This is a genomic window from Kribbella sp. NPDC050241, assembly GCF_044459685.1.
In the GTDB taxonomy this organism is placed as follows: Bacteria; Actinomycetota; Actinomycetes; order Propionibacteriales; family Kribbellaceae; genus Kribbella.
The window spans coordinates 206766-226830 of the sequence record NZ_JBITJE010000003.1; the positions used below are offsets into that span (position 1 = coordinate 206766).

Here is a 20065-nt window from a genome sequence, read left to right on the forward strand (position 1 = left end):
GTACCGATCCTGATGTGGCGGACCGCCTCCGGGCGGGAGAGTAGAGCCATGACGAACTCCAACGCACCGTTCCAGAACCTCTCCGGCAAGGTCCTCCGCCGGTCCAAGTCCCAGCGGATGCTGTCGGGTGTCTCCGGCGGGCTCGCGGAGTACTTCAACATCGACGTGACCCTGGTCCGCCTCGCCATCGTCGGCCTGACCCTGATCACCGGCGGCACCGCGCTGCTCGGCTACGCGGTCGCGTGGATCGTGATCCCCGAGGCCGACGGCAAGGCGGTCTGGCAGAACGTCCAGCAGTCCGTGAACCAGCCCAACTCCCCCGAGGCCGACATCGCCTCCCGCATCTACGACGACAACAACAGCAAGCCCCCGGCGGCGTGACCACCCCTGCGCCGTACCCCGGCGCAGCCACCCCCGGACCCAGCGCGGCAGGGTGACCACAACCACCGTCACCCTGCCGCCCTGCATCGGCGACCGACTCCCGTCATGACGAGTTCTCGCCAGCCGGATCGATTGCCGGTATCCCTCCGGGCTCCTTACGTTCCAAAGCGTGCTCCCACGACTACTTCCCGCCGTCGCCCTCGCCGGATCGCTGGCCCTCGCACCAGTGACAGCAACCGGCAGCGCCGCGACCGCGCCAACCGCCGCGTACGAACAATCGGCCGCCGTCACCAAGACTGACCTGGTCACACTCGTGACCGGTGACGTCGTACGCCTCGACACCCTGGCAGACGGTAAGCAGCAAGCCACCGTCGTCACCACCACGCCCGGCAGCTCCAACGCCGGCACCCACATCTATCTCCAGGACGGCGACGTGTACGTCGAGCCGGCCTCGGCGCTGGACCTGATGGCCGCCGGCAAACTCGACCGGCGGCTCTTCGACGTCAGCGCCCTCGTGCGCCAGGGGTACGGCGACAACGACCGGAGCACGCTTCCGCTGATCGTCTCGTACCGCACCGGCGCGACCTTCAAGGCCGTCAGCCAGCCGAAGGACGCCAAGACCGGCTTCCTCGCCGATATCCAGAAGCGGTCCGACGTCGAGAAGGTCTGGCTGGACGCCCGCACGCGGCCGGTCGGCACGCAGCTCACCGAAGGCACCAAGGACTCTGCTGCAACGAAGACCACCAGCGCGTACGACGGAACGGGTTCCCTGGTCGCAGTCCTGGACACCGGCATCGACGCGTCTCACCCGGACTTCGCCGGCCGGATCGACCTGACCCGCGACTTCACCGGCGGCAACGACACCACCGATCGGTTCGGCAGTGGCACACACTCCGCATCGCTCGCCGCCGGCAGCGGCGCCGCGTCCGACGGACAGTACGCCGGTGCCGCCCCGGGCGCTCACCTCGCGGTCGGCAAGGTCTTCGACGACACCGGTGCCGGCTACGAGTCCTGGGCCATCGCCGGGTTGCAGTGGGCAGTGGACTCGGGGGCCGACGTCATCGACGTCAACGTCGCCGGCAGCATCACCCGTGGCGAGGATCCGCTGACCCAGGCGGTCGACGACCTCGGCCGGCAGTCCGACGCCCTGTTCGTCGTACCGACGAGCTCCAAGAGCTATGCCGAACCAGGTACGACGAACGTGGTCGCACCCGGTGCGGCTCCAGCCGCCCTCACCGTCGGCGGCACCAATCGTGGCAACTGGTGGGACCAGGCGAGGCACGGCGTCATGGCGGACCGCGGGGCCATCAAGCCTGAGCTCGTCGCACCCGCATTCGGCGTCATCGGCGCCTACCCCGGTGGCGGTTACGCGTCTGCTGTCAGCACCTCTGCCTCTGCTGCGTACGCCGCCGGTGCGGCTGCCGTCCTTCACCAGGAGCACCCGGAGTGGTCGCCGGGCTTGCTCAAGGCAACCCTTGCCTCCACCGCCGACCCGGTCGAGGGCAGCACGGCCTTCACCGTCGGCGCAGGAGCGGTCGACCTCGCTCGGGCCACCGCCCAGCAGGTCAGTGTCGACCAAGGCGTGATGAGCTTCGGGCACATCACTCGGCCCTACCGCGCCGACCAACTGCGGCAGCAGAAGACGCTGACCTATCAGAACCACTCCGAGACTGCGGTGACCCTCGATCTGGCCACCGAGCTGGCCGGCGTGACCGTCACACCAACCACGACCACCATCGCGGCGGGCGCATCGGCCGACGTCACGCTGACGCTGGATGCGACCGCACTGGAGGCCGACGAGTACAGCGGACGGGTCACCGCGACCGGTCCCGGCGTAGAGCTCGCAACGACCGTCGGCTTCGTCAAACAGGACGACACGGTCGACGTGACCATCCGCATGCTCGACCGGAACGGCAAGCCGGCGAGCGGCCGGGCCCGCATCGCGCCGTACCAGGAGAGCGACGGACGGTACTACGCGGAGGAGCTGCTGTTCTCACCGAACCAGACGGAGTGGACGCTGCGGCTGCCTGAGGGCAACTACAACGTCTTCGGCCTCATCACCACACCGGACGGCTCCGGCGACACGACGTCAGAGATCAGCATCGTCGGACTGCCCAAGATGTCCGCCCACGCGCCGAACTACACCGTCACCCTCGATGCCCGCACGGCGAGGCCGATGACTCTGACGACCTCGAAGCCGTCGGCACCGCACTCCGTCTCGGTGCGGTGGAACCGGGGCGATCCGGGCGACACCCATGCGATCTATGACGAGTGGGCGACCGACATGACCACGGGCACGCCGCTGCGGCTGTCCATGTCACCGACCGAGCGGGTCACGGATGCGGGCTTCTCGGTCATGACGACGTGGGACTCCGGCGTGCCGCTGTTGCAGGCGCGGTCCGGTGGAGGGCGGGTGAGCGCGTCGTACGCCGGAGGTCCACTCACCGACGGGAAGCGGCGGTACCGGCTGGTCGACGCCGACGCCCAACCGAAGCAGGTGGCCGGGGCGGTGGCGCTGGTCCAGCAGCCCGGAGACCGGTCGGTCGATGAGGTGGTCCAGCAGTTGGCCGACGCCGGGGCGGTCGCTGTGGCCGTCTATCCCGCGAAGAGCGGAGACCTGGTTCCGCATCTGTACGGTCCTGGTGTCGTGACGATGGCGCTGTCGCGGTCCGACGGTCTCGAGTTGCGGTCCGAAGCCCGCAGCCCATGGGCGTGGATGGAGCTGACCGAGACACCGCGTTCGCCGTACGCCTACGACGTGAGCTTCGTCGAGAAGGGTCAGGTCGGGCGCGATCTGACCTACCGCTCGTCCGACCTGGCGACGGTCACGACCCGGATCTATTCCTCCGGGACCGGCGAAGCGGGAGCCGGCTGGGTCCTGAACCAGCACTCGGACGCGTCCTGCGGCTGTTCCACGTCGCCTGTCGGGGACTGGGTTCCGACGACCGGTTACACGCGGACCCAGTACGTGACGGCCGACCGGGACGTGAAGGCGACGACGGCCTGGGAGTTCTACGCCAAGAAGACCCTGGTCCGGCCGCGGGTGTTCCCGACGTACCGCCCGGGTGAGCACGCCGATCTGGAGTTCCTCAAGGCGCCGTACTCACCCGGGGTCGCAGCCGGCGCCCGGAACGACAGCCAGGGCACGACCAACCGGCGGGGCGACGTCATCAACTTCGACTACGCGCCGTTCACCGACGCCGCCGGGAACTGGGCGCGGTCGCTGCCTGGCACCTCGGTGAACACCACGCTGTACGCCGACGACACCGAGGTCTACAACAGCGGCTTCACGGTCGGCAACGTGCCGGTCCCGGCAACCTCCAGCCGCTATCGGCTCGTGTCCGACGTGGCCAACAACCGGAGTGTCGTCGGACTGACGACCAACGCCCACACCGAGTGGACGTTCGGCTCGACAACCGTCGCAGCGGGCAGCAAGGTCCTACCGCTGCTCGACGTCGACTACACCGATGTCACCGACGCCCGCTCCGGCCACACCGCCCTCGACCTCGCCAACACCGCACGCCTCGGTCAGCGCGTCTCGCTCAACCTGTCGGTCGGCCACCAGCCCGGCGCCACCGCAGGCCCGATCCGCTCCCTGACCGTCGAAATCTCCACCGACGAGGGCGCCACCTGGCAACCCACCTCGATCCGCAACCTCCCCAACGGCCGCTACCAGGCCACCTACACCCACCCCCACAAGGGCCAGTCCGTCTCCCTACGCATCAACTCCACCGACACCGACAACAACGCCATCACCCAGACCCTCACCAACTCCTACAACCTCCGCTGACCCCCCCGACCAGGCGGCAGGGTGAGAGCCCCCACCCTGCCGCCTCCCCTCTGCTAGACGTTCAACGCTGTTTGTTTGAGGGTGGCGGTGGCTATGTCGGGGTGGTCGGCGAAGACGCCTTGGATGCCCAGGGCGGCGAAGCGGCAGAGTTCGGCGGGGAGGTCGAGGGCTGTGGGGAGGAAGCGGCGTTCGGCCCGGAAGGTCCAGATCTGGACGTTCAGGCCGACGCGGTGGGACTGGTCGACCAGTCGGGTCGGCTCACCCAGATTGCCCGCCGCGGTGCGCGGGATGACCAGGTCCTTGTGCGGCGCCAGCACCTGAGCGTACGTCGACACCTCGCGCAGCCCAGCCGGCTCGATCAGGTCCGCGAAGGTGCGGCCGTCGCCGGTACGGCGGAAGTCGTTCGGGGCACCGTCGGCATCCACCAGCTGCACCAGCGGGACCCGGGTCATCACCGACAACCGCCTCAGGCTGGTCGGCTCGAAGGACTGCACCATGATCTCGTCGTCGCGCAGCCGCAGGGCCAGGATCCGCTCGGTCAGCAGCTCCTCCAGTGGCAGTCCGAGCCGCCGGAAGTACGCCGGGTGCTTGATCTCCGGGATCACGCCGATCGGTCGTCCGTACCGGAGCGACTCCTCCCGGGCCAGCGCCACCACGTCGTCGAGCGTGGGGATCTCCTCGTGCCCGTCGTACGCCGTGTTGGCCGCACGCAGCCCGGGCATCCGCTCCCGCGTCCGCAGCGTCCGGAGCTCGTCGTAGGTGAAGTCCTCCACGAACCAGCCGGTCACGGCGGTCCCATCGACGATCTTGGTGATCCTCCGGTCCGCGAACACCGGGTGGTCCGCGACGTCCGTCGTACCCGAGATCTCGTTCTCGTGCCGGCAGACCAGGACGCCGTCGAGAGTGGCGACCAGGTCGGGTTCCAGATAGTCGGCCCCCTGGGCCGCAGCCAGGCGGTACGCCGCCGGCGTGTGTTCCGGGCGGTAGCCACTCGCTCCCCGATGCGCGATCACCAGCATGGATCCAGGACAGGCGGCGGACATGGCCCGTCGGGAACTCGTTGCCCAACGCAAGGTGAAGGTCTTTTGATGCGCGGGCAGATACGAAAGCCGTACCGACCGTCACCATTCCAGCGGGCTGGTGCCAACCGTGCCAGCCGTACGCGACCAATCAGGCCGCTCCTTCGCATCCTCCGATGGCGTCGCCCGCGGGGTTCATACCTGCGATTAATTCGCATGCGGCTGTCGGTGGCGACGCCTAGCCTGAAAGCGCTATGAGACAACTTCCTGTCGCCGATCCGGGCGTCCCCGATCACCGCTCGCCGACCCGCTATCTGTTGTGGGTCGCGCGCGGTCAGTCCCGCACGCTCGCGGGCGGTATGGTGTTCGGCATTCTCTGGATGGGCGCGCAGGCGTTCATCCCGGCGATCCTCGGCCTCGCGATCGACGAGGGCATCGCGGCGGGCGACGGCAAGCGGCTGCTCCAGTGGACCGCGGTGCTGTTCGTGGTCGGCGTGGTGCAGGCGCTGGCCGGCATCATGCGGCACCGGTTCGCGGTGACGAACTGGCTGACCGCCGCGTACCGCACGGTCCAGGTGATCACGCGGAAGTCCGCCGACCTCGGCGCGACGCTACCGAAGCATCTGGCCACCGGTGAGGTGGTCAGCATCGGCGCCGGCGACCTGTCCTACATCGGCAACCTGATGGAGATCTCGGCCCGCTTCACGGGCTCGATCGTCGCCTTCGTCGTGGTCGCGTCGATCCTGCTCTCCTCGTCGACCACGCTCGGGCTGGTGGTGCTGATCGGCGTACCGGTGATGCTGTTCTGCCTCGGCCCGATGCTGCGGCCGCTGCACAAGCGGCAGTCCGCGCAACGTGAGGCGGTCGGTGAGCTGAACTCGCTGGGCTCCGACATCGTGGCCGGTCTGCGGGTGCTGCGCGGCATCGGTGGCGAGGACTCCTTCTCGCGCCGGTATCGCGGCGAGTCGCAGCAGGTCCGGCAGGCCGGTGTTCGGGTCGCGCGGATCCAGTCCGTGCTGGATGCCGCACAGGTTCTGCTGCCGGGCATCTTCGTCGTGCTCGTGGTCGGCCTCGGCGCGCACTTCGCGCTGCGCGGTGACCTCAGTGCGGGCTCACTGGTCGCCTTCTACGGCTATGCGACGTTCCTCGTACTGCCGCTGCGCACCGCCACCGAGTTCGCCAACCAGCTGATGCGCGGTCTGGTCGCGGCGGGACGGGTGATCCGAGTGCTGGAACTGCGGTCCGACATCACCGAGCCGAAGACGGCGGTGCACCTGCCCGACCACGGCGACTTGGTCGACCCGGTGTCCGGCATCCGCGCCCGCGACGGCCTGCTCACCGCGATCGTCTCCGCCGAGGCGGACAGCAACGGCGAGCTTGCCGACCGCCTCGGCCGGTACGACGACACCAGCGAGGTCCGGTACGGCGGGGTCACCCTGGCCAGTGCGACGCGCGAGGACGTGCGTGCGCGCATCCTGGTCAGCGACACCGGCTCACAGCTGTTCACCGGCACACTGCGCCAGGAGCTCGACCCGGACAACCGTCGTACCGACGAGGAAGTGATGGCGGCGATGCGGACGGCGTCGGCCGAGGACGTCCTGGTCGCGCTGTCCGACGGGCTCGACTCCGAGGTCGAGGAGAAGGGCCGGTCGTTCTCCGGTGGGCAGCGGCAGCGACTGGTGCTGGTGCGTGCACTGCTGGCCGACCCGTCTGTACTGGTGCTGGTCGAGCCGACGTCCGCGGTCGACGCACACACCGAGGCGCGGATCGCGGAGCGGTTGCGTGATCAGCGTGCCGGCCGCAGCACGGTCGTGCTGACCGCGAGTCCGCTGCTGCTGGACCACGTCGACGAGGTCATCTTCGTCGCCGCCGGCCGAGTGGTTGCTTCCGGCAAGCACCGCGAGCTGCTCGCGACCGAACCGCAGTACCGCAGGACAGTGACCAGGCAGACGGAAGAAGAGGAGGTGCTCGCATGAGGCAGATCCTGCCTGTGGCGGGCCCGACCGAGATCCGTCGGCACGCGCGCCGGCTGGCCCGGCAGCATCCGCGCACCCTGTCGGTCGCGCTGCTGCTGCACGGGCTGGCGGCGATCAGCGGTCTGGCCGCGCCGCGGCTGATCGGCGGCCTGGTCGAGGACGTCCAGAACGGCACGACCGTGGCCAAGGTCAACCAGGTGATCCTGGTGATCGCGGTGTTCATCGTGGCGCAGTCGCTGCTGACCCGGTGGGCCCGGTTCAAGTCGTTCGCACTCGGCGAGCAGGTGCTCGCCGAGCTGCGTGAGGACTTCGTCGACAACGCGCTCGCGCTGCCGATCGGCACGGTCGAGCGGGCCGGCACGGGTGACCTGCTGTCCCGCACCTCGCGTGACGTCGACACGCTGTCGCGGACGGTGCGCTTCGCCGTACCGGAGACGATCATCGCGTTCGTCACGGTGCTGTTCACGGTCGTGGCGACGGTGCTGGTCGGCGTCTGGGTGCTGGTGCCGCTGCTCGCGATGACTCCGCTGCTCTGGCTCAGCACGAAGTGGTATCTGCGCCGCGCCAAAGACGGATACCTGCGTGAGAACGCGGCGTACGCGCAGATGACCAGCTCATTGGCCGAGACGGTCGAGGGCGCCCGGACGGTCGAGGCACTACAGCGGTACGACGAACGGGTCCGCCGCGGCGACGCGGACATCCGGGGCTCCTACCTGGCTGAGCGGTACACGCTGTTCCTCCGGACGGTCTACTTCCCGGTCGCCGAGGTCAGCTACCTGGTGCCGGTCGTCGGGACCTTGCTGTTCGGCGGCTGGCTGCACCTCAACGGGCACGTCTCGCTGGGTGCCATCACAGCTGCGGTGCTGTACGTCAACCAGCTGATCGATCCGGTCGACCGGTTGCTCTCCTGGCTGGACGAGTTGCAGTCCGGTGGCGCCGCGTTCGCCCGCTTGCTGGGGATCAGCGACGTACCGGACGACCGCACGCCGTCGGGCCGGATGCCGTCCGGCGACCTGGTCGAGGCGCGCGACGTACGGTTCTCGTACGTCGACGGCCGCGACGTACTGCACGGTGTCGATCTCACGGTCCAGCCCGGCGAGCGGATCGCCATGGTCGGGCCGTCCGGTGCCGGGAAGTCGACGCTGGGCCGGCTGGTCGCGGGCATCCATCCACCACGGACGGGTTCGGTGACGGTCGGCGGCGTCGGGATGACCGAGCTGCCGCTGGACGAGCTGCGCAAGCAGGTCGCGCTGGTCACCCAGGAGCACCACGTGTTCGTCGGGACGTTACGCGACAACCTGTCGATGGCACGCCCCGGCGCGTCGGACGCGGAGTTGCTGGACGCTCTGGCTGCCGTTGACGCGCGGGAGTGGGCGGATGCGTTACCTGACGGTCTGGACACGCGAGTCGGCTCCGGTCAGCTCGCGCTGACGCCGGCGCAGGCGCAGCAGTTGGCGCTGGCCAGGTTGGTGCTGGCGGACCCGCACACCTTGGTACTGGACGAGGCGACGTCGTTGATCGACCCACGGGCCGCGCGGCACATGGAGCGCTCGCTTGCCGCCGTACTCGAGGGCCGGACGGTGATCGCCATCGCCCACCGCCTCTACACCGCGCACGACGCCGACCGCATCGCGGTGGTCGAGGACGGCCGTATCAGTGAGCTCGGCAGCCACGACGAGCTGGTCGCCCGGCAGGGCTCGTACGCGGCGCTCTGGACCTCCTGGCACGGGTGACAGTTGCTGACAGCAAAGACCCCTTGCCGGTCACCTCTGACCGGCAAGGGGTCTGCCCTTTCTACCGTTTGCGCAGCAGCAGTACTGCGGAGTCGACCTGCGGAGGTGGGGTGAAGGCCTTGCGGGGAAGACGTAAGCCGATCGACAGGTCGTAGTGCCGGAACCACCGGTTCGCCCCCGGTGCGTCGCCACGGATCCACCGGTTCGCCACCTGCCGCTGCAGCACGAGATCGGCCGACACCAGGCGGGATCCTGGCGCCAGCAAACGCTTCAGCAGTGCGGTGGAGACGTTGTACGGCGGACTCGACACCACCCGGAACGGCCGGGACGGCAACCGCAGATCAGCGGCATCGGTCCGGACCACCGTCACCGGTGCGTCCGCGAACCTCCGCCGCAAGCGGTCGGCCCGACCAGGGTGGAGTTCGACAGCGACCACCCGGGCTCCGGCCCGGACCAGCGGAGCGGTCAGCGCACCGAGTCCGGCTCCGATGTCGAGAACGAGTTCGCCGGGCTGCACCCCGGCTGCGTCCACGACCCGTTGGGCCCAACGACTATCGAGCGGATGCCATCCCCAGGCACCCCTCGCCTGCCCGGAGCCGGGCACGACGGACCATCACAAAGTACGTAATCATGCGGCCGACCATAGACCCTCGTACCGCAAGCCCTCAAAGCATTTTCGTCACCGTGCGACCGAACCCGGTACGCGGCCGTCGTACTTCGCGACCAGCGGGTACGACGGTCGCCTGGTAACCGTCGTACCCGCGTCCCGGAGGTCGCACGCGCGCCTCCCTGCCACCCAGGCGCGGTGGCCGTTGGCGCTCACTATTCCAGTGCCTCCGGAGCAGGCAAGCCTTTCAACCGAGATGGAAATATCGTTGTCTCATAGGCTTCTCGGGCTCGCACCGAGTGATCGGACAGTCATCGACGTACGGCGCTCAGCCAGCTCGAGGCGCTCCCTGCGGGCTGCTGTCACACCGTCCTTGGCGAGTTCACGGCGTACGTCGAGAACGCGGACAGGCAGCGCATCGGTCATCAGCAACGGCGCGTACTCGGCCTGGTCGGTGTTCCAGCGGTCGCCGTCGCGGGTGAAGGTGAAGCGGACCAGGAGGCCTTCGGCCTTGGTGCTGTTGGGTTCGCGATGCGCGGCGACGAGGTTCCCGAGGCCGTACGCGACCCACTTGCCGTTGTGCTGCTCCATCGGCTGCACCACGTGGGCATGGTGTCCGATCAGCAGGTCGATGTTGCTGTCGGCAAGCAGTTGCGGCGCGACCTCACGCTGCTGGTCGTTGAGCTTCGGCGAGTACTCCGTGCCCCAGTGGCAGCTGACCACGACGATCTCGGCGCCGCGGTCGCGGGCGTCCTGGGCGCGCAGTGTGATCGTGGGAACGCTGATCTTGCCGGCTCGCCAGGTCTCACCGTTCGGATACGGCAGGCCGTTGAAGCCGAACGTGAAGCTCAGGAACGCGACCTTCACCCCGTGGACGTCGACGATCGTGGGCGTCTCGGCCTCGGCCCGGGAGCGGGCAGTGCCGGCGTGCTCGAGGCCGGCCTGCTCGAGGGTCTTCAGGGTGCGATCCACGCCGGGCGCGCCGCCATCGAAACTGTGATTGCTCGCCGTGGTGCAGACGTCGTACCCAGTCTGTTTGAGGGCGGCGGCCATCTGCGGCGGGCCTTGGAAGAGTGGGTAGCCGTGGTACGGGCCGCCGAGCGGCGCCAGTGGCGTCTCGAGGTGTGCGACCGCGATGTCGGCCTGTTGGACGAGCGGCTTGACGCTGCCCATCAGCGGGGCGAAGTCCCAGGCGCCGTCGCGGCCATCGCGGCGGGCTGTTGTCCAGAGGCGCTCGTGCAGCAGTACGTCGCCTGTGGCGACCAGGGTGATCCGGTCGGGTCCGTCTGTCGGCTTCGCCTTCTGTGGCGGCGCCTCGACACCACTGCTCTCGCCTTGGCCGCTGTCTTGGCCGCTGCCAGCGCCTTGGCCTGTGTCCGCTGCCGTATCGGCGATGCAGCCCGCTGTTGCCACCGCTCCGGCTCCGGCCAGCATCGCGCCGAGCACCGTCCGCCGTCGTACCGCCATCGCAACCCCCAAGCCCTCAACCCCAGTCGGACAGGAGACGCCTCCACCCCAGGTTTGGTTGCCGCATGGGCTCGATCGTGTTCTACGTCATCTCCGGCGCCAACTGCCGGTGGCTCTAGGCGATCAGGTTGTTGCTGTCCGGGCGATCGGCCTCGGCCGCCGGGCTGTCCTGGCAGGCGCCGACGAGTGCGTCGAGGGACAGGTCGAGGGTGGCCGCGACGGCGGCGACCGTGAAGAGGGCCGGCGTCGGGATGCGGCCGGTCTCGATCTTGCGGAGAGTATCGACGGAGACCCCACAGGCCGCCGCGACGTCGACCATGCTGCGCTCGCCCCGGGCTTCGCGGAGCAGGCGGCCGAGCTGCCGGCCGCGTTCGCGATCCCAGCTGGAAAGAGGTGGTCGGACCATAAGCGTGATAATAGTACCGGTATAACTATCCGGGAAGACGAAGGAAGCATCCGATGGTCGAGCTGAAGACGCCCGCGGAGATCGAACACATGCGCGCGGCCGGCCGAGTCGTCGCGAACGCACTCGCCGCAGTGAAGAAGGAGGCCGCGGTCGGGGTCTCGCTGCGCGAGCTGGACGAGGTCGCACGCGACGTACTGCGATCCGCCGGAGCGGTGTCGCTGTTCGAGGGCTACCAGCCCGGGTTCGCCGGCAGCCCGTTCAGCGGCGTCATCTGTACGTCGGTCAACGACGCGGTGCTGCACGGACTCCCCAACGACCAGAAACTCTCCGACGGTGACCTCCTGAACGTCGACTGCGGCGCCTCGATCGAAGGCTGGTGCGCTGACGCCGCCACCAGCTTCTGCGTCGGCACACCGCGACCCGAAGACCTGGAACTCATCGCCACCACTGAACAGGCCCTCGCAGCCGGCATCGCCGCCGCCGTCCCCGGCAACCGCCTCGGCGACGTCGGCGCCGCCATCGGCCGCATCGGCCGCGCCGCCAACCTCGGCACCAACCTCGACTTCGGCGGCCACGGCATCGGCCGCCGCATGCACGAAGACCCGCACATCCCCAACGGCGGCCGTCCCGGCCGAGGCCTCAAACTCCGCGCCGGCCACGTGTTCGCCATCGAGCCTTGGTTCTGGTCAGGCCCCGGCACCACCTACGTCATCGACGAAGACGGCTGGACCCTCCGCTCCGCCGACCAAACCCGAGGAGCCCACGCCGAACACACCGTGGCCCTCACCGGCAACGGCCCCGAAATCCTCACCCTCCCGTAGCGACGGTGGTTGCTAGTCTCTTCGGGATGTCCGCCGAAGAGAACGCCGCGTTGGCGGAGATCGCACGGCGCTTGGTGCGGACGACGCTCGGGGAGCGCGCGACCGAGCCACGCGCGCTGGCGTCGGGCGAATGGTCCCAGGCGTTCGAGTTGACCCTCGACGGCGCGGAGGCGGTGCTGCGCATAGGTGCCTACGGCACGGACTTCGCGAAAGACGAGCTGGCCGCGCGCTTCGCCGGACCCAATCTCCCCGTTCCGGCGGTGCTGGCGAGAGGGATGGTCGAGGGCTGGCACTATGCGATCTCGGCGCGCGCGCCCGGGACCGGGCTCGACGATCTGTCCGCCACCGACGTCGCGCCGGCGCTTCCAAGTCTGCTGACCGCGATCGACGACATCGGCAGGATCGACGTTACGGACACCGTGGGCTACGGCATCTGGACAGCTGATCGGCGAGCGCCGTACAGCTCCTGGGTGGACGCACTCGTGGCTATCGGCACCGAGACCGCGCGGGTACCTGGCTGGCGGGCGGCGCTGGCCGACTCCGACATCGGACTGGGACCGGTAGAGGCCGGACTGACCGCGATCGCCGCGCTCGCGCCGTACCTGCCTGCCGAGCGTCGCATGATCCACGGGGACCTGCTCAGCCGCAACGTGCTTGTTGCCAGCAGCAACGTCAGCGCCGTGCTGGACTGGGGCAACGCGATGTACGGCGACAGCCTGTACGACGCCGCTTGGCTCATCTACTGGTGGCCTTGGTACCCAGACTGGCGAGCCATCGACATCAACGCCGCCCTGCTGGCCCACTGGCGCGCCAACGGACCGCTCCCGGCCAATCTCCGCGAGCGGTTGCACGCCTACCTCATCCATATCGGCCTCGATGCCATCGCCTACTGCACCTTCCAGCGTCGCTGGGACGAGGTACGGACGAACGCCGAGAGCGTGGTCGCGCTGGCCAAGAGCGCGCCGGGCGAGATCGGCCTCGAGTAGCGCCACCCGACGGGTGAGGTGAGGCTGGGCGGGAGTTGGACTTCGTGGCGAACATGTGTTCGACTGTAGTGCATGAGGTGGGCAGGTCAGCAAATCGATGTGGAGACTCCGGGGACGTTGCCGGGGCTCGGGTCGATCGCGGGTCTGGTTCGGTCGGTGACGACGCCGGAGTTCCGCGGGATCACGTTCCATGAGGTGCTCGCGCGGTCCGCGCTGAACTCGGTGCCGGGGACGATGCTGCCGTTCAACTGGACGATCAACCCGTACCGCGGCTGCACACACGCCTGCCGGTACTGCTTCGCCCGCCCGACACACGAGTATCTGGAGCTCGACCAGGGCGAGGACTTCGATCAGCAGATCGTGGTGAAGACCAACGTCGCGGACGTACTGCGACGTGAACTCGCGCGACCGTCGTGGACCCACGAGCAAGTTGCCCTGGGCACCAATACCGACCCGTACCAGCGCGCCGAGGGGCGCTATCGCCTGATGCCCGGGATCATCGAGGCGCTCGCAGGTTCGGGTACGCCGCTGTCCGTGCTGACCAAGGGCACGCTGCTGCGGCGCGATCTCGATCTCCTGACAGCGGCCGCCGAGCAGGTGCACGTCGGCGTCGCGATCTCCCTTGCACTGCTGGACGAGGAGCTGCGGAAGACGCTCGAGCCCGGCGTGCCGTCAGTGCGCGGACGTCTCGACCTCATCCGTGCGGTGCGCGACGCCGGCCTACCGTGCGGGGTGATGGTCGCTCCGGTCCTGCCGTGGCTGACGGACTCGTCCGAGCAGTTGGATCAGCTGTTCGCCGAGCTCTCCGCAGCCGGCGCGACCGGCGTCACTCCGCTCGTCCTTCACCTCCGCCCGGGTGTGAAGGAATGGTTCATGGACTGGCTGGCGCGCGAGCATCCCGAGCTGGTCGCCCGCTACGAGTCCCTGTACGGCCACGGCACCAACGCGTCCCCCAGCTACCGCAATGCCTTCGAATCCAAGGTCCGCCCGCTACTCAACAAACACGGCTTCGGCCGCACGTCGAGCCACAGGTCTCACGAGCCGAGCCGCCCACCGCGACGTACCACCAAACGATCCGACACTCAGCAGGAGGCTTTGTTCTAGCCATCCCGGAGTGTGGCCGTGCGCCTGTTCGTCGCGGGCCGATTGAGATACTTCGGCAGTGGATGGTGAGGCGATGGAGGTTGGAGTGCGGTCGGACGTGCTGCCTGGGCGGAGTGCGTTGGCGGACGGCTCCGGATGGGTGTTGCGGGCTGCGGTGCTTGAGGACGTCGAGGCGATCGCGGAGTTGCGGGCCGAGGTGATGCGCCCGGACCTGGAACGCCTTGGGCGCTACGACGAGCACCGCGTACGGCAGCGGTTTCGGGACTCCTTCTCAGCGCAGTACACGTCGATCATCGTGATCGATCACGAACTCGCCGGATGCATCACGCTCCGGACCGCCGAAGGTCGGCTGTGGCTGGAGCACTTCTACCTCGCACCGCGAGTTCAGGGGCGAGGTCTTGGGTCCGCTGTCTTGCGCGCGGCACTGGACGAGGCCGACGCCCAGGGCGCGACCGTTGCCTTGAACGTCTTGCAGGGCAGTAATGCACGTCGCCTCTACGAGCGCCACGGATTCGTCCTGGAATCCGAGGACCCGATCGACGTCTTCATGATCCGCCCGCCGGTGAACTCGACCTAGCCGTCGAGTCGTGGGCTGGATTCAGCGGAAGGTGTTGGCGTTGGCGCGGGCCCATTCGCGGTAGGGCAGGCGGGGCGGCCGAGAATTTGAGCGACTGTGGGCTCGGGGGTCATGGGGTGTTCCGCCATCATGCGGAAGCCGTCCAGTAGCCACCGGGCTGTCTCGAGGCCGATCAGCGGAGCGAGGCGATCGAGGTAGGCCTGAGGAGTCAGCTCCTCGTACTTGAGCTCCCGACCGATCGCCGCGGAGATGTGCTCGACCTGCTCGGGTGCGGTCAGACCTTCAGGTCCGCTCATCATCAGCTTCTGGCCAGTGAAGGTCTCGTCGAGGAGTACGACGCGCGCCACCGCGGCGATGTCGCCGAGGTCGATCGGTGTCTGCACTGCACCGGCGTACGGCGTCCGGACCACGCCTGAGGTCTTGATCGACTCCGCCCAGTCGAGCGTGTTGTTCATGAACTGGCCCGGCCGCAGGAAGGTCCACTCGAAGCCGCCGGCCTCGATCGCGCGCTCGATCCGGTAGTAGTGCCACGTCGACGGATCCCCGTGCGCCTCGTACTCCGCAGGTTCACCGGACAGTACGACGACCCGCCGTACGCCGGCGTCCTGCGCGCAGCGGACGAAGTCGTCCACGTACGCCGGAAGCGGCGCGAGGTAGACGCTGTCGACACCAGCCAGCGCGGCAGGCAATGTCGCCGGCTTCCCCAGGTACCCGTGAGCGATCTCGACCCCGTCGGGCAGCGCCGCCCGGGCCGGGTGGTTGGTGAGCGCCCGCACCGGAGCGCCGGCCGTCAGCAGTTCGTCCACCAGCAGCCGCCCCACACTCCCGGTCGCGCCGGTCACCAGGATGGTCACGCCGTTCTCCTCACCTCCGAACCCAATTTCCGTAGGGTATACGAGAATTGTGCGGAGCGCCTATGGTTGGCCTGTGACGGAGCGGCGAAGCGGTGAGGGACAGCCAGAGCGAACCCTGGCGCTGCTGTGGCGGAACCACCGCAAATCCGCCGCGGACAAGCAGCCGACCGTCCTTCGCGGACGCGGCGCCGGACGACGGCCGTCGCTCGACGTCAACGGAGTCGTCGCGGCGGCGATCCGGCTGGCGGACACGCAAGGTCTGGCGTCGATGGGTGGGGTCGCGAAGGAACTCGACGTCGGCACGATGACGCTCTACACCTACGTGCCGTCCAAGGAGGAGCTGCTCGACCTGATGGTCGACCAGGTGCTGGGGGAACGTGAACTCCCCGGCCCCGGCGCGCCCAGGCCGCACGACTGGCGCGAGCAGGTGGAGATCTACTCCGACCAGACGCGCGCGATGTTCCAGCGCCACCCCTGGCTGTCGCAGGTGTCCACGATCCGCCCGCCGGTGGGCCCGAGCATGCTGGCCGGACGCGAGTACCTGCTGTCCGCGCTGCTCGAGATCGGACTCACCCCCCGCGGGACCAACCTGGCCGCGCTCGCCATCACGACGTACGTCGACTCGGCCGCCGGGCTGGAGGCGGAGAGTGAACTGATCGAGCAGTCGACCGGCCGGACGAACGACGCCTGGTGGTACGAGCGCAACGACCTCTGGGAGACGTACTTCGACGTCGATCAGCACCCCGCGATGACGGCGATCTGGAATGCGAACGGCTACCAGGGCACGACCCGCGAGGCGGCAACCGAGTCATACCGCTACGGCCTCGACCGCCTCCTGGACGGCATCCAGGCGACGGCCCTCGAGAGCTGAGGCAGCGCCGGGGTTCAGCGGCGGCGGAAGATGCTCCTTCGTTTCTTGGGAGGTTCCGCGGGCTGCTCTTCAGGTACGTCGTCGTCCGCACTGAGGATGTCGCGGGCCAGGCCCGCGACGTCCGGGTTGAGACCGGGCGTGGCCAGCGTGATGGTCGCCAGCGATCCCAGGATGGTCACCGGCCGCTCCCGCTGCGCCTCGACCGCTGCCAGCAAACGCCAGCCCATCAACTCGGCGACGTCAGCCCGCGCCGACGGATCGACCCAGGCAGTGGTCGCCAACGCGAACAGAGCCGACTCGGTGATCCAGTCCTCCGGCCCGTAAGCGAGGTCAGCCAGCACCTGTCGCCGAACCGACTGCGCCCACAGCTGGTCGGTCCGGTGATGCGCGATCCCCAGACAGGCCCACGTCTGCACAGCCCGGATCCACCCCGGCCAGTCCCCCGCCGCTCCGGTCGGCGACGCCGGCGGATGCACCAAGACACCCAGCAGGTCTTCCAGCGGAGTGCTCGCCAACAGCACCGCATGGTCGTAAGCAGCCGGCACGCTCGCCCACCCGGAACGAGCCCTGACGCCGGACGACTCACCGAAATCGGCAACGCGAGCGACCGCCGCAGCACCCTCCGCACTTGGCGGAGCGACTGCGGGTCGCGCGGCGCTGCCGTCGTACTGCCAGACGACGGTCTCGACCGGCCGGTACTGAGAGCCCTGCAGAGACACCGGGAGCCGCGGGTCCGGCGGAAGGATCTCGCTGACCATCACCTCAGAGCCCGGCACCGCCAGGCCGAAGGCGAGCAAAGCACTCGGCGGCTCGATCGCGGACACAGTCAGCGATGCGCCCTGAGCAGAGATACCCTCCGCCAGCATCTGGTCGAGGACGTTGATGACAGCCTCGGTCGGGTCCGGGATGCCGCCGAGCCAGACCTGCCGTGACCGGTCGGTCAACTCGCCGGCGGCGTGCTGCTGCTCGTGGCTGCCAGGCTCCGCCGAGCGGAGCAGGTCGGCGATCGCGACGAGGTCGTCGACAGCACCGTCCCGCCGGAACAGCAGACTGTGCCGCTCAACCAACGAACAGTCGTGGACGGGGTCGATCGCGAGGCTCCGCTCGGCCCACGAGATCCCCTCGTCAAGCCGGCCCGCATCGCCCAGCATCCCGGCGATGTCGGCGTACACCGCGACGTTGCCGGGCTGATAGCCGAGCGCGCGTTCCAGCGCGGCCAGTGCCTCGTCGGTGCGGCCCTGGCTCCGCAGGGCGTAGCCGACCGCGATGGCCGCGCGGTCGGTCGGTTCGACCCGTTCCGACTCGATCGCGTGCGACGTCGCCTCGTCGAGCAATCCGAGTCGCCGGGTCAGGACCGACGCCAGCCAGAGCAGGTTCCCGGAGCCCGGATACGCGGCGACCAGGTTCCGCACCAGCTGGACGTACGGCGCGAATGCCGGAGCCAGCTCCTCCGGGCACGGATCGGGGACGGCCTTGAGCAGCTGGATGAACACGTTCAGCAGCTCGTCCGGATCGAGTTTGGCCGCCAGCTCGGAGTCGAGCACCCACGGCACATCGGCCCACGCCATGCCTGGTTCGTGCTCTTGGACCGAGACCAGCAGGCTGAGGGCTTCGGCGTACTCACCGCGGAAGGCGAGAGCGTGCGCACGCGCCACCGCAGTGCCGAGGTACACGTCGCCATCCAGCGTCCACAGATCGACGCCGCCCTCGGGATGGGCCAGCAAGGTCGCCAGGACCGCATGCGCGTCCGGCAGCGACGGTGCCGTCGCCAGTGCGGTCGCCACGTGGTCGGCCGCGTGACCGACCTCGTTGTCGTCCAGCGCCAGCCGGGCCAGACTCAGTTCACCCTCGGCCGCCAGCCGCGGATCTCCCACCCCTTCATTCATCGCGCCAGTATTGTGACCCTCCGGGGTCATTCCCACTCGATGGTGCCCGGCGGCTTGCTGGTGATGTCGACGGTGACGCGGTTGATCTCGTCGACCTCGTTGGTGATCCGGGTCGAGATCCGCTCCAGTACGTCGTACGGCAGCCGGGCCCAGTCGGCCGTCATCGCGTCCTCACTGGTGACCGGACGCAGTACGACGGGGTGGCCGTAGGTCCGGCCGTCGCCCTGGACGCCGACCGAGCGAACGTCGGCGAGCAGTACCACCGGGAACTGCCAGATGTCGCGATCCAGGCCGGCCGCGGTCAGCTCGGTGCGGGCGATCAGGTCGGCGGCGCGCAGGATGTCGAGGCGCTCCTTGGTGACCTCGCCGATGATCCGGATGCTCAGGCCGGGGCCCGGGAACGGGTGCCGGTAGACCATGGTCTCGGGGAGCCCGACCGCCAGGCCGAGCTCGCGGACCTCGTCCTTGAACAGCGTCCGCAGCGGCTCGATCAGGCTGAACTGCAGGTCGTCGGGCAGACCGCCGACGTTGTGGTGCGACTTGATGTTCGCCGCCCCCGCGCCGCCGCCGGACTCGACCACGTCCGGGTAGAGCGTGCCCTGGACCAGGAACTCGATGTGCCGCTCGGCGTCCACCTTGCGCGCGGTCGCCTCGAAGGTCCGGATGAACTCGCGGCCGACGATCTTCCGCTTCTGCTCCGGGTCGGTCACCCCGGCCAGCGCGGACAGGAACTGGTCCTCGGCGTCGACCACCTCGAGCCGGATCCCGGTCGCGGCGACGAAGTCCTTCTCGATCTGCTCCGACTCACCCGACCGCTGGAGGCCGTGGTCGACGTACACGCAGGTCAACTGGTCGCCGATCGCCTTGTGCACCAGGGCCGCGGCGACCGCGGAGTCGACACCGCCGGACAGCGCGCACAGCACCTGCTTGTCGCCGACCTGCTGCCGGATCAGCTCGACCTGCTCGTCGACGACGTTCGTGGTGGTCCAGTCGCCCGAGCAGCCCGCGATGTCGTAGAGGAAGTGCTCCAGCACCGCCTGCCCGGCCTGCGAGTGCAGCACCTCCGGGTGCCACTGCACGCCGGCCAACTTCCGGTCCAGGTCCTCGAACGCCGCCACCGGCGCGCCGCCGGAGGCCGCGAGTACGGCGAAACCGGCGGGCGGCGCGTGCACCGCGTCACCGTGGGACATCCAGACGTTGAGGTCCTCCGGGATCCCGGCCAGCAGCGTCCCGGCCGAGCTCACCGTCACCGGCGTACGACCGAACTCGCGCAGCCCGGTCCGGCGTACCTCGCCACCGAGCGTCTGCGCCATCGCTTGGAAGCCGTAGCAGATCCCGAACGCCGGTACGCCGGCATCGAACAGCCCGGACTCGACTCGCGGCGCGCCCTCGGCGTACACCGACTGCGGACCGCCGGACAGGATGATCGCCTTCGGGCCCCGCGCCAGCATCTCCTCGACCGGCATCGAGTGCGGCACGATCTCGGAGTACACCTTGGCCTCGCGAACCCGGCGCGCGATCAACTGCGCGTACTGCGCCCCGAAGTCGACGACCAGGACCAACTCATGCTCAGTCACCTGCAAAGGG

General features: G+C 69.0%; 16 protein-coding genes. 9 read left to right on the forward strand and 7 right to left on the reverse strand.

All coding sequences use genetic code 11. From position 1 onward, the window contains the following. The first annotated feature begins 48 nt into the window (after positions 1-48). Both ACIBG5_RS15565 and ACIBG5_RS15570 read left to right on the forward strand, forming a co-directional pair. Positions 49-381: a PspC domain-containing protein gene (locus tag ACIBG5_RS15565; RefSeq protein ID WP_396392213.1), complete on the forward strand. Its 333-nt coding sequence runs from the start codon at positions 49-51 to the stop codon at positions 379-381. A 169-nt stretch (positions 382-550) separates the two neighbouring features. After that, the gene (locus ACIBG5_RS15570; RefSeq protein WP_396392214.1) at positions 551-4171 is read left to right on the forward strand and encodes a S8 family serine peptidase; all 3621 of its coding nucleotides are present in this window, start codon (positions 551-553) and stop codon (positions 4169-4171) included. A 53-nt stretch (positions 4172-4224) separates the two neighbouring features. On the opposite strand, the gene ACIBG5_RS15575 is transcribed toward ACIBG5_RS15570, so the two are convergent. Further along, positions 4225-5190 carry a glycerophosphodiester phosphodiesterase family protein gene (locus tag ACIBG5_RS15575; protein ID WP_396392215.1) on the reverse strand — a complete coding sequence of 322 codons (966 nt, stop codon included), beginning with the start codon at positions 5188-5190 and terminating at the stop codon, positions 4225-4227. Between the two features lie 254 nt (positions 5191-5444). Here ACIBG5_RS15575 and ACIBG5_RS15580 point away from each other — a divergent pair, with 254 nt between their 5' ends. Both ACIBG5_RS15580 and ACIBG5_RS15585 read left to right on the forward strand, forming a co-directional pair. After that, a complete protein-coding gene (locus ACIBG5_RS15580; protein ID WP_396392216.1) occupies positions 5445-7166 on the forward strand; it encodes an ABC transporter ATP-binding protein in 1722 nt (573 codons plus the stop codon). Then, a complete protein-coding gene (locus tag ACIBG5_RS15585; protein ID WP_396392217.1) occupies positions 7163-8899 on the forward strand; it encodes an ABC transporter ATP-binding protein in 1737 nt (578 codons plus the stop codon). Before ACIBG5_RS15580 ends, ACIBG5_RS15585 begins: the two co-directional genes overlap by 4 nt. A 61-nt stretch (positions 8900-8960) precedes the next feature. Here ACIBG5_RS15585 and ACIBG5_RS15590 read toward each other — a convergent pair whose 3' ends face one another. The 3 genes from ACIBG5_RS15590 to ACIBG5_RS15600 all read right to left on the reverse strand — a co-directional run bounded on the left by ACIBG5_RS15590 (position 8961) and on the right by ACIBG5_RS15600 (position 11379). Beyond that, a complete protein-coding gene (locus ACIBG5_RS15590) occupies positions 8961-9503 on the reverse strand; it encodes an rRNA adenine N-6-methyltransferase family protein (protein ID WP_360444804.1) in 543 nt (180 codons plus the stop codon). A gap of 276 nt (positions 9504-9779) precedes the next feature. Beyond that, entirely contained in the window at positions 9780-10985 is a 1206-nt protein-coding gene (locus tag ACIBG5_RS15595) for a CapA family protein (RefSeq protein WP_396392218.1), read from the reverse strand. Between the two features lie 103 nt (positions 10986-11088). Beyond that, entirely contained in the window at positions 11089-11379 is a 291-nt protein-coding gene (locus tag ACIBG5_RS15600) for a helix-turn-helix domain-containing protein (protein WP_396392219.1), read from the reverse strand. 53 nt (positions 11380-11432) lie between these two features. Between ACIBG5_RS15600 and map the strand changes: the two genes are divergently transcribed. The 4 genes from map (at position 11433) to ACIBG5_RS15620 (ending at position 14867) form a co-directional block, all read left to right on the forward strand. Beyond that, on the forward strand, positions 11433-12200 hold the full coding sequence (gene map / locus ACIBG5_RS15605; RefSeq protein ID WP_396392220.1) for a type I methionyl aminopeptidase: 768 nt from the start codon (positions 11433-11435) through the stop codon (positions 12198-12200). A 26-nt stretch (positions 12201-12226) separates the two neighbouring features. Further along, entirely contained in the window at positions 12227-13186 is a 960-nt protein-coding gene (locus ACIBG5_RS15610; RefSeq protein ID WP_396392221.1) for a phosphotransferase family protein, read from the forward strand. Positions 13187-13258: 72 nt separating this feature from the next. Next, positions 13259-14290, forward strand: a complete 1032-nt coding sequence (locus ACIBG5_RS15615) for an Rv2578c family radical SAM protein (protein WP_396392222.1) — start codon at positions 13259-13261, stop codon at positions 14288-14290. A gap of 73 nt (positions 14291-14363) precedes the next feature. Continuing rightward, the gene (locus ACIBG5_RS15620) at positions 14364-14867 is read left to right on the forward strand and encodes a GNAT family N-acetyltransferase (protein WP_396392223.1); all 504 of its coding nucleotides are present in this window, start codon (positions 14364-14366) and stop codon (positions 14865-14867) included. Here the strand turns inward: ACIBG5_RS15620 and ACIBG5_RS15625 are convergent. After that, positions 14864-15721 carry an SDR family oxidoreductase gene (locus tag ACIBG5_RS15625; protein WP_396392224.1) on the reverse strand — a complete coding sequence of 286 codons (858 nt, stop codon included), beginning with the start codon at positions 15719-15721 and terminating at the stop codon, positions 14864-14866. The two genes, ACIBG5_RS15620 and ACIBG5_RS15625, sit on opposite strands and share 4 nt — an antisense overlap. 73 nt (positions 15722-15794) lie before the next feature. Here ACIBG5_RS15625 and ACIBG5_RS15630 point away from each other — a divergent pair, with 73 nt between their 5' ends. Continuing rightward, complete coding sequence (locus ACIBG5_RS15630; protein ID WP_396392225.1) at positions 15795-16592, forward strand: TetR/AcrR family transcriptional regulator; 798 nt, start codon at positions 15795-15797, stop codon at positions 16590-16592. Between the two features lie 14 nt (positions 16593-16606). On the opposite strand, the gene ACIBG5_RS15635 is transcribed toward ACIBG5_RS15630, so the two are convergent. Both ACIBG5_RS15635 and guaA read right to left on the reverse strand, forming a co-directional pair. After that, positions 16607-18478 carry a tetratricopeptide repeat protein gene (locus ACIBG5_RS15635; protein WP_396392226.1) on the reverse strand — a complete coding sequence of 624 codons (1872 nt, stop codon included), beginning with the start codon at positions 18476-18478 and terminating at the stop codon, positions 16607-16609. Between the two features lie 26 nt (positions 18479-18504). Next, positions 18505-20055 carry a glutamine-hydrolyzing GMP synthase gene (gene guaA / locus ACIBG5_RS15640; protein WP_396392227.1) on the reverse strand — a complete coding sequence of 517 codons (1551 nt, stop codon included), beginning with the start codon at positions 20053-20055 and terminating at the stop codon, positions 18505-18507. Positions 20056-20065 lie beyond the last annotated feature (10 nt).

What these genes read in the sequence shown, in the direction of transcription:
- ACIBG5_RS15565 (WP_396392213.1), top strand. Translation starts at nt 49, where the DNA reads ATGACGAACTCCAACGCACCGTTCCAGAACCTCTCCGGCAAGGTCCTC.
- ACIBG5_RS15575 (WP_396392215.1), bottom strand. Translation starts at nt 5,190, where the DNA reads ATGCTGGTGATCGCGCATCGGGGAGCGAGTGGCTACCGCCCGGAACAC.
- ACIBG5_RS15580 (WP_396392216.1), top strand. Translation starts at nt 5,445, where the DNA reads ATGAGACAACTTCCTGTCGCCGATCCGGGCGTCCCCGATCACCGCTCG.
- ACIBG5_RS15585 (WP_396392217.1), top strand. Translation starts at nt 7,163, where the DNA reads ATGAGGCAGATCCTGCCTGTGGCGGGCCCGACCGAGATCCGTCGGCAC.
- ACIBG5_RS15600 (WP_396392219.1), bottom strand. Translation starts at nt 11,379, where the DNA reads ATGGTCCGACCACCTCTTTCCAGCTGGGATCGCGAACGCGGCCGGCAG.
- map (WP_396392220.1), top strand. Translation starts at nt 11,433, where the DNA reads ATGGTCGAGCTGAAGACGCCCGCGGAGATCGAACACATGCGCGCGGCC.
- ACIBG5_RS15610 (WP_396392221.1), top strand. Translation starts at nt 12,227, where the DNA reads ATGTCCGCCGAAGAGAACGCCGCGTTGGCGGAGATCGCACGGCGCTTG.
- ACIBG5_RS15615 (WP_396392222.1), top strand. Translation starts at nt 13,259, where the DNA reads ATGAGGTGGGCAGGTCAGCAAATCGATGTGGAGACTCCGGGGACGTTG.
- ACIBG5_RS15620 (WP_396392223.1), top strand. Translation starts at nt 14,364, where the DNA reads ATGGAGGTTGGAGTGCGGTCGGACGTGCTGCCTGGGCGGAGTGCGTTG.
- ACIBG5_RS15635 (WP_396392226.1), bottom strand. Translation starts at nt 18,478, where the DNA reads ATGAATGAAGGGGTGGGAGATCCGCGGCTGGCGGCCGAGGGTGAACTG.